Here is a 15,309-nt window from a genome sequence, read left to right as displayed (position 1 = left end):
CTTTGACATGCCGTTGCTGGAGCCGAACCCGGAAGCCCTTCGTCCCGGTACGGTGCGTGAGCCCTCGCCCGACCGGGTGCCCGACCGGAACGCGCAGGGCACCCCCGAGCCGCTGCGCTCCGAGCTCACCGCGCTGCTCGGCGCCGGCAAGGTGCTGTGGAAGGTCTCCGACCTCGTGCGGTACGCCTCCGACGCGAGCCCCTACCGGTTCCTTCCGCAGGTCGTCCTGGTCCCCGAGGACATCGACGACATCTCGGCGATCCTGTCGTACGCGCACGGCAAGGGCCGCGACGTCGTCTTCCGGGCCGCGGGCACCAGCCTGAACGGCCAGGCCCAGGGCGAGGACATCCTCGTCGACGTACGTCAGCACTGGACGGGGATCGAGGTCCTGGACGACGGGGCGCGGGCCCGGATCCGGCCGGGGACCACCGTCATGCGGGCGAACGCCACGCTGGCCCGGCACGGACGGCTGCTGGGACCCGACCCGGCCAGCGCCATCGCCTGCACCATAGGCGGGGTCGTCGCCAACAACGCCTCCGGGATGACGGCCGGGACGACCCGTAATTCGTACCGCACCGTCGCCTCGCTGACCTTCGTCCTGCCGAGCGGCACGGTCGTCGACACGGCCGGTCCCGACGCCGACGGGGCGCTGGCCCGCGCCGAGCCGCAGCTGTGCGCGGACCTGCTGGCCCTCAAGGCGGAGATCGAGGCGGACGCCGCGCTCACCGCCCGGATCCGCGCCAAGTACGAGATCAAGAACACCAACGGCTACCGCCTCGACGCCTTCCTCGACGGCTCGACCCCCGTGGAGATCCTGCGCGGGCTGATGGTCGGCTCCGAGGGCACGTTCGGCTTCATCTCCGAGGTCGTCTTCGACACGCTGCCGCTGGACCGGCGGATCTCCACGGCGCTGCTGTTCTTCCCCTCGCTGACCGCCGCCGCGGCCGCCGTCCCCCGGTTCAACGAGGCGGGCGCCATCGCGGTGGAGCTCATCGACGGCAACACCCTGCGCGCTTCGGTCAGCGTCCAGGGAGTCCCGGCGGACTGGGCCGCACTGCCCAAGGAGACCGCCGCGCTGCTCGTGGAGTTCCGCGCCCCGGACGAAGCCGGGCAGGAGACCTACGAGCGGGCGGCGGGCGAGGTGGTCGCGGACCTCGACCTGGTCGCACCGGCCGCCTCCATCACCAATGAGTTCACGCGTGACACCCGGACGATCTCCGGCTACTGGAAGGCCCGCAAGGCGTTCGTCACCGCGGTCGGCGGTTCCCGCCCCTCGGGGACGACACTGATCACGGAGGACTTCGCGGTCCCGCCGTCGCAGCTCGCCGACGCGTGCGAGGCGCTGCTCGGACTACAGGCGGAGCACGGCTTCGACGCCGCCGTCGCGGGTCACGCGGCCCACGGCAATCTGCACTTCCTGCTCGCGTTCGACGCCGCGCGGCCCTCCGACGTCGAGCGGTACGCCGCGTTCATGGAGGACTTCTGCACGCTCGTCGTGGACCGCTTCGACGGGTCGCTCAAGGCGGAGCACGCCACCGGGCGCAACATCGCGCCGTTCCTGGAGCTGGAGTGGGGGCCGCGGGCGACCGAGCTGATGTGGCGCACCAAGCAGGTCATCGACCCCTCCGGGGTCCTGGCCCCCCGTATCGTCCTCGACCGCGATCCCCGGGCCCATCTGCGCGGGCTGAAGACGATCCCGAAGGTGGAGGCGGTCGCCGATCCGTGCATCGAGTGCGGCTTCTGCGAACCCACCTGCCCCAGCCAGGATCTGACCACCACACCGCGCCAGCGGATCGTGCTGCGCCGGGAGATGATGCGTCAGCCGGACGGCTCACCGGTGGAGACCGGTCTGCTCGACGCCTACGGCTACGACGCGGTGGACACCTGCGCGGGTGACTCCACCTGCAAGCTGGCCTGCCCGGTCGGGATCGACACGGGCGTGATGATGAAGGACTTCCGCCACCTCCGGCACTCGCCCCGCGAGGAGCGGATCGCCGCCCTCACCGCGAAGAACTTCAAGACGGTGGAGGCCTCGGCACGGCTGGCCGTCGCGGCGGCCGACAAGATCGGTGACCGGCTGCTGGAGTCCGTGACCGGGCTGGCCCGCAAGGCCGTGCGCCCCGATCTCGTACCGGAATGGCTTCCGGAGATCCCCGGCGCCGCCGCCCGCAAGCTGCCCGGGACGACACGCGTCGGTGCGAGCGCGGTGTACTACCCGGCGTGTGTGAACCGCATCTTCTCGGGGCCGGACGGGCAGCGGGAGCCCTCGCTGCCCGAGGCGGTCGTGGCCGTGTCGGCGCGGGCCGGCAAGCCGGTGTGGATTCCCGAGGACGTCGCGGGGACCTGCTGCTCGACGATCTGGCACTCCAAGGGGTACGACGCGGGCAACGCGGTGATGGCCAACCGCATCGTGGAGGCGGCGTGGGGTTGGACGGCGGGCGGAAAGCTGCCGCTGGTCGTCGACGCCTCGTCCTGCACGCTGGGCATCGCCCATGAGGTGGTGCCGTATCTCACCGAGGACAACCTGGAGCTCCACCGGGAGCTGACCGTCCTCGACTCCCTGGTCTGGGCGGCCGACGAGCTGCTGCCGGAGCTGACGGTGCTCCGCAGGACCGGCTCCGCCGTCCTCCACCCGACCTGCTCCATGGAACACCTGGGTGATGTGGCGCAGTTGCGCACCCTCGCCGAGGCCTGCGCCGACGAAGTGGTCATCCCCGACGACGCCGGGTGCTGCGCCTTCGCGGGTGACCGGGGCATGCTGCACAAGGAGCTGACGGCATCGGCGACCGCGAAGGAGGCCGCCGAGGTCAACAGCCGGGAGTACGACGCCTATCTGTCGGCGAACCGGATGTGCGAGATCGGGATGGACCGGGCGACGGGGCGGCAGTACCACTCCGTGCTGATGGAGCTGGAGCGGGCCACCCGGCCGTCCGCCTGATCCGGACGGCGGTCGCCCGGCGGCCGGTCACGTCACGTGGAGCCGGGCGGCCGTCCTGGGCCACGCGGCTCCATGTGACGTGACCGGGCACCACCGCGCGCTTCGTGCTGCCCGCGCACCGGCGCGGCCCGGCCTCCCGCCGGGCCGCGCCGGTGCGAAAGTCCATGGTTTCGGCGCGAGAGTCCAATTGCATCCCTTGCGCACCCCAAGCCTCAACGTCCAAGGTCCATACCGAGGTTCGGGCCCCGCCGCACAGCCGGGGTCCCGGATCCGCACGCGCACCGTCAGAACCCCCATCCCCACCTGGAGGCTCGATGAACGACGACGCACAGCACGGGAACGGACCGCAGGGCGCCGACGACAGCTCGCCGAGCCGTCGTTCGGTGCTCCGGACCACGGCGGGAGTGGCCGGTGCCGGACTCGGCCTCGGCGGTCTGGGCGCCGGCGCGGCGTCCGCCGCCTCACCCGGGCCGGCCGCCGCGCTCCCCGCTGAGGAGACCGCTGCCGCGCCCGCGCGCAAGGGCCGCACCATGGCCGGGGTGCCCTTCGACGGGCGTTCCACGGTCCGGGTCGGCATCGTGGGCCTCGGCAACCGCGGCGGCAGCATGATCGATCTCTTCCTCGCCGTTCCCGGCGTACAGGTCATGGCTGTCTGCGACCCGGTGAAGGCCAAGGCCGAGAGAGCGTCCGCCAAGGTCACCGCCGCCGGTCAGCCGGCGCCCGCCGTCTACACCAACGGTGAGGACGACTACGAGAAACTCTGCGAGCGCGGGGACATCGACTTCGTCTATGTCGCCACGCCCTGGGACTTCCACTTCGAGATGGCGAAGACCGCCATGCTCAACGGGAAGCATGTCGGTGTGGAGTGTCCGATCGCTCTGCGGCTGGATCAGCTCTGGGAGCTGGTCGACCTCTCCGAGCGCACCCGGCGGCACTGCATGCAGCTGGAGAACTGCTGCTACGGCCGGAACGAGATGCGCGTCCTGCGCATGGCGCACGCCGGTCTCTTCGGCGATCTGCTGCACGGCGCGGGCGCGTACAACCACGATCTGCGCGGCCTGATGTTCGACCCCGACTACTACGAGGGGCCCTGGCGCCGGCTCTGGCACACCAGGCTGCGCGGCGACCTGTACCCCAACCACGGGTTCGGGCCGGTCTCCAACTACATGGACATCAACCGCGGGGACCGCGCCGTCAGCATCACCAGCGTCGGGTCCCCCGCGCTCGGTCTCGCGGCCTACCGGAAGGAGCACATGCCGGCCGGCGATCCCAGCTGGAAGGAGACCTATATCGAGAGCGACCGCACGATCAGCCTGGTCCAGACGGCCAAGGGCCGGGTCATCCGGCTGGAGCACGATGTGTCGACGCCGCACCCCTACTCACGTATCAACAGCCTCGGAGGCACCAGGGGAGTCTTCGAGGACTACCCGGCCCGTATCTACATCGAGCCCGACCACACCGACGACCAGTGGGCGGACTTCTCCAAGTACGCCGAATGGGACCACTGGCTGTGGAAGGAGCACGCCAACCCGCCCGGTGGTCACGGCGGTATGGACTACATGATGGTGTTCCGGCTGATGCAGTGCATGCGGCTCGGGCTCGTCCCGGACTTCGATGTGTACGACGCGGCGACCTGGACGGCGCCCGTGCCGCTCAGCCATCTGTCCATCAAGGCCAAGGGCGCCCCGCAGCAGATACCGGACTTCACCCGCGGTGAGTGGAAGAAGGCCCGTTCCGGCATGGACTCGGAGAAGCCCGCCGGGTGACGGCACGGGGTTCCGCGCCTGCCGGTGCGGAACCCCGGCCCCCGGCCGGTAGATACGGGCGTGACCGCCGCCCGATGTCCCCCAGCGGAAAACCAGTTGCCCCGGGCCGGTGCCGGAAGCGAACATTGCGCCGTTTGCTCCCCGCACCGTACGTCGGGATCCGTCGTGGATCTCACCCCTTCAGAGCCCTGGGACGTCATGCACATTCGCGACCTTCCGTATTCGGATCCTGGCGATCCCGATGTCCGTTCAGGCCCACGCTTCCTGTACTGGCTCGGGCGCAGTCAGCTCGCCGGTCAGCTGAAGTCCCTCTCCTGGGGACTGCTCCACCAGTTGTCGATCGCCGGACTTCCGCTCGCCGTGGGTGTGACCGTCCAGGCCGTCATCGACCGTTCCGGCGAGCGGCTCGCGCTGTCCGGCGGGCTGATCGTGGTTCTCGGCGTGCTCATCGCGGTCGGCGACACCATGCTCCACCGGACCGCGATCACCAACTGGATCACCGCGGCCGCCCGGGTCCAGCAGCTGCTGGCCCGCAAGACCGCCGAGCTGGGCTCCGCGCTGACCCGCCGGGTCGCCGCGGGCGAGGTCGTCGCCGTGTCCACCGGCGATGTGGAGAAGATCGGATGGTTCGTCGAGGCGCTCTCCCGCTTCGCCGCCGCCGCCACCGCACTCGTGCTGATCTGCGTCGGCCTCGTCATCTATCTGCCCTCCCTCGGCGTCCTGGTGGCGGTCGCCATGCCGGTGCTGGCACTGGCCGTACTGCCGCTGCTCCCCCGGGCCACCCGGCGCGCGGACATCCAGCGCGAGAAGGCGGGCAGGGCGACCGAGCTGGCCTCGGACACGGTCGCCGGTCTGCGGGTCCTGCGCGGCATCGGCGGCGAGGAGCTCTTCCTCGGCCGCTACCGGCGTGCCTCCCAGGAGGTCCGCAAGGCCGCTGTACGCAGCGCGCGGATGTGGGCCCTGATCTCCGCGGTCCAGGTCCTGCTGCCGGGAGTTCTGCTGATCTCGCTGGTCTGGTACGGGGCGGCACTGGCCCACGACGGGAAGATCGACGTCGGCCAGCTGGTCACGGTGTACAGCGCGGCAACACTGATGCTGTTCCCCCTGCGGCACTTCGAGGAGATCGCCATGGCGTACTCCTTCTCCCGTCCCTCCGCGCAGCGCGCGGTCCGGGTGCTGTCGCTGCACCGCAGCGCGCGGCCCGCCACGATCGGGGAGGACCAGGTGCCCGCGGGCGATCTGTACGACCCCGTCACCGGTCTGATGGCCCCCCAGGGCCTCTTCACGGCCGTGGTCTGCGGTGATCCGGACGAGGCGGGCCGGCTGGCCGAGCGGCTGGGCGGACATGTCCAGACCGGTCCGGAGACCGGCGAGGACACCGGGGGCGACAGCCGCGCAGACATCGGCGCGGGTGCCGCGACGGCCCCTTCGGTGCTGCTCGGTGGCATACCGCTGGACGAGCTGCCGCTTAACTCGGCGCGGACCGCCGTACTGGTGCAGGACAAGGATCCGGTGCTGCTGTCCGGCACGCTCCGGGAGCTGCTGGACGTTCCCTCGTCCGGTCAGGTGGCCGCCGGGGACGCGCTGGAGGCGGCCCAGTGCGGCGATGTGCTGGCCGCGCTGGCCCAGGCGTCGCCCGACACGGAGGGCGACCCGATGGGGACCCGGATCACCGAGCGGGGACGGTCCCTCTCCGGTGGCCAGCGCCAGCGGCTCGCGCTGGCCCGGTCCCTGGTCACCGACCCGGAGGCGCTGGTGCTCGACGAGCCGACCTCGGCCGTCGACTCGCACACGGAGGCCCGGGTCGCGGCAGGCATCAAGCGGCTGCGCCGGGGCCGGACGACGGTCGCGTTCGCCTCGTCACCCCTGTTGCTCGACCTGGCCGACCGGGTGGTCCTGGTCCACGAGGGCACGGTGATGGCCGTCGGTACCCACCGCGAGCTGCTGCGCGCCGAACCGCACTACCGGGCGGTCGTCACCCGCGAGACCGATGACGAAGCCGCGGCGTCGGCCGCGCCGGACGGGCCCGCCGTACCGGACAGGATCGCGCACACCGAAGCGATCGACACGATCGAGGAAATCGAGGAGAGGGCATGATCGGCGTCGCACCACCGGCGTACGACCCGGCCGCCCCGGAGTCGGCGACGACCCTGCCGGTCGGTACACCCACGACCGTACGGACCTACGTACGGGATCTGCTGCGGCGCCACCGCAAACCCTTCGCCGTGCTCGTCTCGGTGAACGCGGTGGCGGTGATCGCCTCGATCGTCGGGCCGTATCTGCTGGGCGGGCTGGTCGAGGACCTGTCGAACGGCGTGAGCGACCTGCATCTGGAGCGCACCGCCGCGGTGTTCGCGATCGCGCTGGTCGTCCAGACGCTGTTCACCCGGACCATGCGGCTGCGCGGCGCGATGCTCGGCGAGGAGATGCTCGCCGATCTGCGCGAGGACTTCCTCGTACGGTCGGTCGGGCTGCCGCCGGGTGTCCTGGAGCGGGCCGGTACGGGGGATCTGCTCTCCCGGATCACCACGGACATCGACCGGCTGGCCAACGCGATGCGCGAGGCCGTGCCGCAGCTGGCGATCGGGGTGGTGTGGGCCGGGCTCCTGCTCGGCGCGCTGACCGTGACCGCGCCGCCGCTCGCGCTCGCCGTGCTGGTCGCCATGCCGGTGCTGATCCTGGGCTGCCGCTGGTACTTCCGGCGGGCCCCGTCGGCGTACCGCTCGGAGGCCGCCGGATACGCGGCGGTCGCCGCGATGCTCGCGGAGACCGTGGACGCCGGGCGGACTGTGGAGGCGCACCGTCTGGGCGCCCGGCGGGTGGCGCTCTCCGACCGGCGGATCAAGGAGTGGACGGCATGGGAGCGCTACACGCTCTTCCTGCGCTCCGTGCTGTTCCCGGTCATCAACGCCACGTACGTGACGATTCTCGGCGCCGTGCTGCTGCTCGGCGGGTGGTTCGTCCTGGAGGGCTGGATCACCGTCGGACAGCTGACGACGGGGGCGCTGCTGGCCCAGATGATGGTCGATCCGATCGGTCTCATCCTGCGCTGGTACGACGAGCTCCAGGTGGCCCAGGTGTCACTGGCCCGGCTGGTCGGCGTACGGGAGATCGAGCCGGACGCGGGCGACGCCGGGGTCGGACCGGACGGCCGTGCGGTGCGGGCCGACGAGGTGCGCTTCGGGTACCGGGCCGGGGTCGACGTGCTCCACAAGGTGTCGCTCGATGTCGCCCCGGGCACCCGTCTGGCGCTGGTCGGCCCCTCGGGCGCGGGCAAGTCGACACTCGGCCGGCTGCTGGCCGGGATCTACGCCCCGCGGACCGGGGAGGTGACCCTCGGCGGCGCCGAGCTGTCCCGGATGACGGCGGAGCGGGTGCGTGAGCATGTGGCCCTGGTCAATCAGGAGCACCATGTCTTCGTCGGTTCGCTCCGCGACAACCTGCTGCTCGCCCGCGCCGGAGCGGGGGACGCCGAGCTGTGGGCCTCGCTCGCGGCGGTCGACGCGGACGGGTGGGCGAGGGCGCTCGAAGGGGGACTGGACACGGAGGTCGGTTCGGGCGGTCTGGCGCTCACCCCGGCGCAGGCGCAGCAGATCGCGCTGGCCCGGCTGGTCCTCGCCGACCCGCACACGCTCGTGCTGGACGAGGCGACCTCGCTCCTGGACCCGCGGGCGGCACGTCATCTGGAGCGTTCGCTGGCCCGGGTGCTGGACGGGCGTACGGTCGTGGCGATCGCGCACCGGCTGCACACGGCGCACGACGCGGATGTGATCGCGGTCGTGGAGGACGGCCGGATCAGTGAGCTGGGCAGCCATGACGCCCTGGTGGCGGCGGACGGCGCGTACGCCGCGCTGTGGCGGTCCTGGCACGGCTGACGCGCATCGCGGTGCCACGGTGCCGGGGCGGCTCCCTCATCCGGGGGACCGCCCTTCCCCCTGTGCCGGGAGGCGCATTCCGCGGCGCCCGGTGAGGATGAGGGGTGACCGGCCCGGAATGCGGGGCGGGCGAGCACAGGACCGCGTAGGCCCGAGAAGGGACGCATACCGTGGCACCACCCAGGATTCTCGTTGTCGGCGCCGGCTTCGCCGGTGTCGAATGCGTACGCCGTCTGGAGCGCAGGCTCACCCCGGGGGAAGCCGGGATCACACTCGTCACACCGTTCTCCTACCAGCTGTATCTGCCGCTGCTGCCCCAGGTCGCCGCCGGCGTGCTCACCCCCCAGTCGGTCGCCGTGTCGCTGCGGCGCAGCAGTCGTCATCGCACGCGGATCATCCCCGGCGGGGCCATCGGGGTGGACATCGCGGCGAAGGTCTGTGTGATCCGCAAGATCACTGACGAGATCGTGAACGAGCCCTACGACTACATCGTGATCGCCGCGGGGAGCGTCACGCGGACGTTCGACATTCCCGGTCTGCTGGACAACGCGCGGGGGATGAAGACCCTCGCCGAGGCCGCGTACATCCGCGACCATGTCATCGCCCAGCTCGATCTGGCGGACGCCAGCCAGGACGAGGCGGAGCGGGCCTCCCGGCTGCAGTTCGTGGTGGTCGGCGGCGGTTACGCGGGCACGGAGACCGCTGCCTGTCTCCAACGGCTCACCACCAGCGCCGTCCGGCACTATCCGCGGCTGGACCCGAAGCTGATCAAGTGGCATCTGATCGACATCGCTCCCAAGCTCATGCCGGAGCTCGGCGACGCGCTGGGGCGCAGTGCCTTGGAGGTGTTGCGCAAGCGCGGGATCGAGGTGTCGCTGGGGGTGTCGGTCGCCGAGGCGGGACCGGAGCAGGTGACGTTCACCGACGGCCGGGTGCTGCCCTGCCGCACCCTGATCTGGACGGCGGGGGTGGCCGCGAGCCCGCTGATCGCCACGCTCGGGGCGGAGACGGTACGCGGGCGGCTCGCTGTGACACCCGAGCTGAAGCTGCCCGGTTCGGACGGGGTGTTCGCGCTCGGCGACGCGGCCGCGGTGCCCGACCTGGCCAAGGGCGACGGTGCGGTCTGCCCGCCGACCGCCCAGCACGCCATGCGTCAGGGCCGCACGCTCGCGGACAATCTCGTCGCGTCGTTGCGCGGACTTCCGCTGCGGGACTACGTCCACAAGGATCTCGGGCTGGTCGTGGACCTCGGTGGCCGGGACGCGGTGTCCAAGCCGCTCGGCATCGAGCTGAAGGGGCTGTCCGCGCAGGCGGTGGCGCGCGGCTACCACTGGTCGGCGCTGCGGACGAATGTCGCCAAGACCCGCGTCCTGACGAACTGGATGCTCAACGCCGTCGCCGGTGACGACTTCGTACGGACCGGGTTCCAGTCCCGCAAGCCCGCCACGCTGCGGGACTTCGAGTACACGGACGCGTATCTGACGCCGGAGCAGATCAGGGAGCACACCCGGCCGGCGGTGACCGGCCGCTGACCGCCGTACGGCGCTGTGCCGCGTCCCGCGGCGACGGGGCTCGGCGGGGTGTTGTACGCGGGGCGCGTCGGGGTACGACCCGGGTGTCACGTCCGCCGGGACATGACCGTCTCCAGGGTGTCCGCCTCCTGCGGCGGCTTGTCCTCGCGGTAGCGCAGCACCCGGGCGAACCGCAGCGTCACACCGGCCGGATAGCGGGTGGAGCGCTGGAGTCCGTCGTAGGCGATCTCGACGACGAGCTCCGGTCGCACGGTGACCACGAATCCGTCGTCGCCGGTGGAGAGCTCGCGCAGCCGTTCGGTCTGCCAGCTGAGCATCGTGTCGGTGAGGCCCTTGAAGGTCTTTCCGAGCATGGCGAACGAGCCGTCCGGCAGCCGGGCGCCCAGGTGGAGGTTGGAGAGCTTTCCGGTGCGTCTGCCGTGTCCCCATTCGGCGGCCAGCACGACCAGGTCCAGGGTGTGCACCGGCTTCACCTTCAGCCAGGAGGCTCCCCGTCTGCCCGCGCTGTAGGGCGCGTCGAGGCTCTTGACGACGACGCCTTCGTGGCCGCGCTCCAGGGTGGCGGCGAGGAAGGTCCCGGCCGCGTGGCGCGCGGCCTCGTCGTCGGGGTCGGGCACCAGGACGCGCCGTACCCGCAGGGGCTCGGGGACCAGCCGGGCGAGCGCCGTGTGCCGGGCCGTGAAGGGCAGGTCGAGCAGGTCCTCGCCGTCGATGTACAGCGCGTCGAAGAAGACCGGAACGAGAGGGACGTGTGCCGACGCACCGGCCACGTCGCGCCGGGAGCCCACTCTGGCGGCGGTCTCCTGGAACGGGCGCGGCCTGCCCTCCGCCCCGAGGGCGAGCACCTCGCCGTCGAGGATGAACCGGTCGCCCGGGAGCCCGGCCACGGCGCGGACCACTTCGGGCAGCCGGCCGGTGATGTCGTCGAGGGTCCGGGTGTAGGCCCTCACCCGGTCGCCGTCCCGGTGCACCTGCACCCGGATGCCGTCGAGCTTCTCCTCCACCGCGCACGGCCCGAGCCGCCCGACCGCCTCGGTGACCGAGCGCGCGGTGTGCGCCAGCATCGGCTGGACCGGGCGGCCCACGGTGAGCCGGAAGGTGCCGAGCGCGTCCGGCCCGTCCGCCAGCAGGGCCCGCGCCACGTCCTGGAGCGACCCGGCGAGCATCACGGCGCGGCGTACCCCGGCGGGCGGCGCTCCGGCGGCGCGCGCCAGGGCGTCCACGGCGACGGCGTCCAGCGCGCCCTGCCGTACCTCGCCGGTCAGCAGGGCCCTCAGGAAGTGCTGCTCGTCGGCGGTGGCCGCGCCGAACAGCGCTCGCAGGACCTCCTGGCGCGCGGCGCGGGAGCCCGGACCGGAGAGGGCACCGATCTCGGTGAGCCCGGCGTCGACCGCGGCCACGGTGAGGGTGGGGGCGGCGGCGGGCGGCACGGGGCCGCCCAGCGTGCGCCACCCGATGCCCAGCCGCCCCTGCGGCAGCCGGCCCGCGAGGTACGGGATCACGATCGGCACGTCGTCCGGTCCGGCGTCCCGGAACAGTTCGGCCAGCAGCGCCACCTTCGCCGTCCGCGCGGACGTGGCGGCGACCGCGAGGGACACTTCGGCGAGCCGGGCGAGCAGCATGGTTTCATCCTGCTACGCCACCGGGCGCACCGCCCGCGCAGAACACGCGCCCCGGGCCCCGCGCCGTGTGCTCACGCCCCGGCCGCGCCCGTACGGCGTCGTCAGATGACGTTGAGGGCGGCTGCCCCGCCCACTCCCCCGAGCACCATGAAGGCGGGCATCAGCACCTTCAGCTCCACCCAGCTGCCGGCCCGGAAGCGCATGGCCTTCGGCGGTCCGATCGGGTACCAGCGCTTGCGGCCCAGGGGGATCGGCCACAGGATCGGGCAGCCCGAGACGGTGAGCGCGTCACCGATGTCATGGACGAGGGCGCCCAGCACGATGGGCAGCCCCAGCCACAGGTACTCCTGGCCGGGGGCGTCGAACAGCCAGTCCGAGCCGTTGCCCGGCTTGTCCAGGACGCCGGCCAGGATCCAGGCGCTGGTGGCGCCGAGCAGCCACACCAGGACGTCGCTGGACATCCGGGCGGCCCGCCACAGCAGACCCTCGACCGCGAGCACCAGGTGGACGAAGAGGATCGCCAGCACCGCCCAGCGGCCGCCGGTGAACGCGGCGACCGAGGCCCCGCCGCCGATCAGGACCGCCCACAGCCAGGTGTGGGTCAGGGTCCGGTGTCCGCCGTTCCTGCGCGGGTCGCCGGGGCCCCTGGTCGCCTTGTAGACCGCGTGCGAGAGCTTGTCGACGATCTCGCACAGGCCGCGCGAGACGGGCCCGAAGGCGCGCGAGATGGTCGCGGACTTGTGGTCGAGGTCGGGGGCGAGCGCGGCACCCGCGCAGATCAGTGCGCCGACGACCAGGACGGGCCAGGGCATCGCATGGCCTGCGGCGGCGGCCGCCGCGCCCACCCCCAGCCAGGCCGCTGCCCCTGACAGAGAGTGTGCCGGTCCCATCATGGTCGTTCCCGCCCCCAGTACGGTGGTGCGGCCATCGCCGTTGCGGCGCGGCCGAGTTGAGTGGAAAGCGTATCGTCCGTGATCTTCGTGCGGTCCTCCGGTTCCCTCATCGGGGCGGAAGACAGGCAAGATGGGGGCGTGACCCTAATCGATCAGCTGCCCCCGACCGACGACCCGGACGCCCTCTTCGAGGCCTTCTCGTCATGGACCGAGACACAGGGCATCACCCTCTATCCGGCCCAGGAAGAGGCGCTGATCGAGGTGGTCTCGGGGGCGAACGTGATCCTTTCCACCCCCACGGGCTCCGGGAAGAGCCTGGTCGCGGCGGGTGCGCACTTCACGGCGCTGGCCCAGGACAAGGTCACCTTCTACACCGCGCCGATCAAGGCGCTGGTCTCGGAGAAGTTCTTCGACCTGTGCAAGCTCTTCGGCACCGAGAACGTCGGCATGCTCACCGGTGACGCCTCGGTCAACGCCGACGCCCCGGTCATCTGCTGCACCGCCGAGGTGCTGGCCTCCATCGCGCTGCGCGACGGCAAGCACGCCGACATCGGCCAGGTCGTGATGGACGAGTTCCATTTCTACGCGGAGCCGGACCGCGGCTGGGCCTGGCAGATCCCGATCCTGGAACTGCCTCAGGCACAGTTCGTGCTGATGTCGGCGACGCTCGGCGATGTCTCGATGTTCGAGGAGGACCTGACCCGGCGCACCGGCCGCCCCACCTCCGTGGTGCGCTCCGCGACCCGGCCGGTCCCGCTGAGCTACGAGTACCGCCTCACCCCGATCACCGAGACGCTCACCGAACTGCTGGACACCCGGCAGTCCCCCGTCTACATCGTGCACTTCACCCAGGCCGCCGCCGTCGAGCGGGCGCAGTCCCTGATGAGCATCAACATGTGCACGAAGGAGGAGAAGGAGAAGATCGCCGACCTGATCGGCAGCTTCCGCTTCACCACCAAGTTCGGCCAGAACCTCTCGCGCTACGTCAGGCACGGCATCGGTGTGCATCACGCCGGCATGCTGCCGAAGTACCGGCGGCTGGTGGAGAAGCTCGCCCAGGCGGGTCTGCTGAAGGTGATCTGCGGTACGGACACCCTCGGCGTCGGCGTCAACGTCCCCATCCGTACGGTGCTGTTCACCGCGCTCACCAAGTACGACGGCACCCGTGTCCGTACGCTGCGCGCCCGTGAGTTCCACCAGATCGCGGGCCGGGCCGGGCGGGCGGGCTTCGACACGGCGGGCTTCGTCGTCGCGCAGGCGCCCGAGCACGTCATCGAGAACGAGAAGGCCGTCAAGAAGGCGGGCGACGACCCGAAGAAGAAGCGCAAGGTCGTCCGCAAGAAGGCTCCGGAGGGCTTCGTCGCCTGGTCGGAGACGACCTTCGACAAGCTCATCCAGTCCGATCCGGAGCCGCTGAACTCCCGCTTCCGGGTCACTCACACGATGCTGCTCGCGGTGATCGCCCGTCCGGGCAACGCCTTCGAGGCGATGCGGCATCTGCTGGAGGACAACCACGAGCCGCGCAGGGCGCAGCTGCGGCACATCCGCCGGGCGATCGCGATCTACCGTTCGCTGCTCGACGGCGGTGTGGTGGAGCAGCTGGACAAGCCCGATGCCGAGGGCCGGATCGTGCGGCTGACCGTCGACCTCCAGCAGGACTTCGCGCTGAACCAGCCGCTGTCCACGTTCGCCCTGGCCTCCTTCGACCTGCTGGACGTCGAGTCGCCCTCGTACGCGCTGGACATGGTCTCCGTCGTCGAGTCGACGCTGGACGACCCCCGGCAGATCCTCGCCGCCCAGCAGAACAAGGCGCGCGGCGAGGCCGTGGGGCAGATGAAGGCGGACGGTGTCGAGTACGAGCAGCGGATGGAGCTGCTCCAGGACGTCACGTACCCCAAGCCGCTGAGCGAGCTGCTGTGGCACGCCTACGACGTGTACCGCACGAGCCATCCGTGGGTGGGCGACCACCCGGTGTCGCCGAAGTCGGTGATCCGGGACATGTACGAACGGGCCATGACGTTCACGGAGTTCACCTCGCACTACGAGCTGGCCCGGACCGAGGGCATCGTGCTGCGGTATCTCGCGAGCGCGTACAAGGCCCTTGAGCACACCATCCCCGACGACCTGAAGTCCGAGGACCTGGAGGATCTGATCTCCTGGCTCGGCGAGATGGTGCGTCAGGTGGACTCGAGTCTGCTGGACGAGTGGGAGCAGCTGGCCAACCCCGAGGTGGAGACGGCCGAGCAGGCGCAGGAGCGGGCCGACGAGGTCAAGCCGGTCACCGCCAACGCCCGCGCGTTCCGGGTGCTGGTGCGCAACGCGATGTTCCGCCGGGTGGAGCTGGCCGCGCTGGACCGGGTCCGCGAGCTGGGCGAGATGGACGCCGAGTCGGGCTGGGACGATGACGCCTGGGGCGCGGCGATGGACGGGTACTGGGACGAGTACGAGGATCTCGGCACCGGCCCCGACGCCCGCGGGCCGAAGCTGCTGAAGATCGAGGAGGACCCCGAGCACGGTCTGTGGCGGGTCTGGCAGGCGTTCGCCGACCCCAACGGGGACCACGACTGGGGAATCCGGGCCGAGGTCGATCTGGCGGCGTCCGACGAGGAGGGCCGGGCGGTCGTCCGGGTCACCGCGGTGGGCCAGCTGTGAGTACGCAGGTGAGGGAGCGGGCCGCCGCGGC

Annotated in this window: 8 protein-coding genes; 6 read left to right on the top strand and 2 right to left on the bottom strand. The window is 71.4% G+C overall.

Features of this window, described 5'->3' with window-relative positions; genetic code table 11:
* The first annotated feature begins 7 nt into the window (after nt 1-7).
* The 5 genes from ACIGJO_RS25100 (at nt 8) to ACIGJO_RS25080 (ending at nt 10,111) form a co-directional block, all read left to right on the top strand.
* A complete protein-coding gene (locus ACIGJO_RS25100) occupies nt 8-2,938 on the top strand; it encodes an FAD-binding and (Fe-S)-binding domain-containing protein (RefSeq protein WP_399961593.1) in 2,931 nt (976 codons plus the stop codon).
* Between the two features lie 314 nt (nt 2,939-3,252).
* Nucleotides 3,253-4,704 (top strand): Gfo/Idh/MocA family protein, encoded by a 1,452-nt coding sequence (locus tag ACIGJO_RS25095; RefSeq protein WP_399961591.1) that lies wholly within the window; start codon nt 3,253-3,255, stop codon nt 4,702-4,704.
* A 198-nt stretch (nt 4,705-4,902) separates the two neighbouring features.
* The gene (locus ACIGJO_RS25090; RefSeq protein ID WP_399961736.1) at nt 4,903-6,801 is read left to right on the top strand and encodes an ABC transporter transmembrane domain-containing protein; all 1,899 of its coding nucleotides are present in this window, start codon (nt 4,903-4,905) and stop codon (nt 6,799-6,801) included.
* The gene (locus ACIGJO_RS25085; protein WP_399961589.1) at nt 6,798-8,579 is read left to right on the top strand and encodes an ABC transporter ATP-binding protein; all 1,782 of its coding nucleotides are present in this window, start codon (nt 6,798-6,800) and stop codon (nt 8,577-8,579) included. The genes ACIGJO_RS25090 and ACIGJO_RS25085 overlap by 4 nt, the downstream gene beginning before the upstream one ends.
* Before the next feature lie 170 nt (nt 8,580-8,749).
* On the top strand, nt 8,750-10,111 hold the full coding sequence (locus ACIGJO_RS25080) for an NAD(P)/FAD-dependent oxidoreductase (protein WP_399961587.1): 1,362 nt from the start codon (nt 8,750-8,752) through the stop codon (nt 10,109-10,111).
* A gap of 86 nt (nt 10,112-10,197) precedes the next feature.
* On the opposite strand, the gene ACIGJO_RS25075 is transcribed toward ACIGJO_RS25080, so the two are convergent.
* Together ACIGJO_RS25075 and ACIGJO_RS25070 are read right to left on the bottom strand one after the other, a co-directional pair.
* On the bottom strand, nt 10,198-11,733 hold the full coding sequence (locus ACIGJO_RS25075) for an ATP-dependent DNA ligase (RefSeq protein ID WP_399961585.1): 1,536 nt from the start codon (nt 11,731-11,733) through the stop codon (nt 10,198-10,200).
* Nucleotides 11,734-11,834: 101 nt separating this feature from the next.
* Nucleotides 11,835-12,626 (bottom strand): metal-dependent hydrolase, encoded by a 792-nt coding sequence (locus ACIGJO_RS25070; RefSeq protein ID WP_399961583.1) that lies wholly within the window; start codon nt 12,624-12,626, stop codon nt 11,835-11,837.
* Between the two features lie 138 nt (nt 12,627-12,764).
* Here ACIGJO_RS25070 and ACIGJO_RS25065 point away from each other — a divergent pair, with 138 nt between their 5' ends.
* Entirely contained in the window at nt 12,765-15,278 is a 2,514-nt protein-coding gene (locus ACIGJO_RS25065) for a DEAD/DEAH box helicase (RefSeq protein ID WP_399961580.1), read from the top strand.
* Nucleotides 15,279-15,309: the final 31 nt, after the last annotated feature.

It is taken from the genome of Streptomyces sp. NPDC079020, from assembly GCF_044542225.1.
GTDB lineage: Bacteria > Actinomycetota > Actinomycetes > Streptomycetales > Streptomycetaceae > Streptomyces.
The sequence above is the reverse complement of the archived record's forward strand: the minus strand, read 5'-3'. Positions and strand labels throughout refer to the sequence as shown.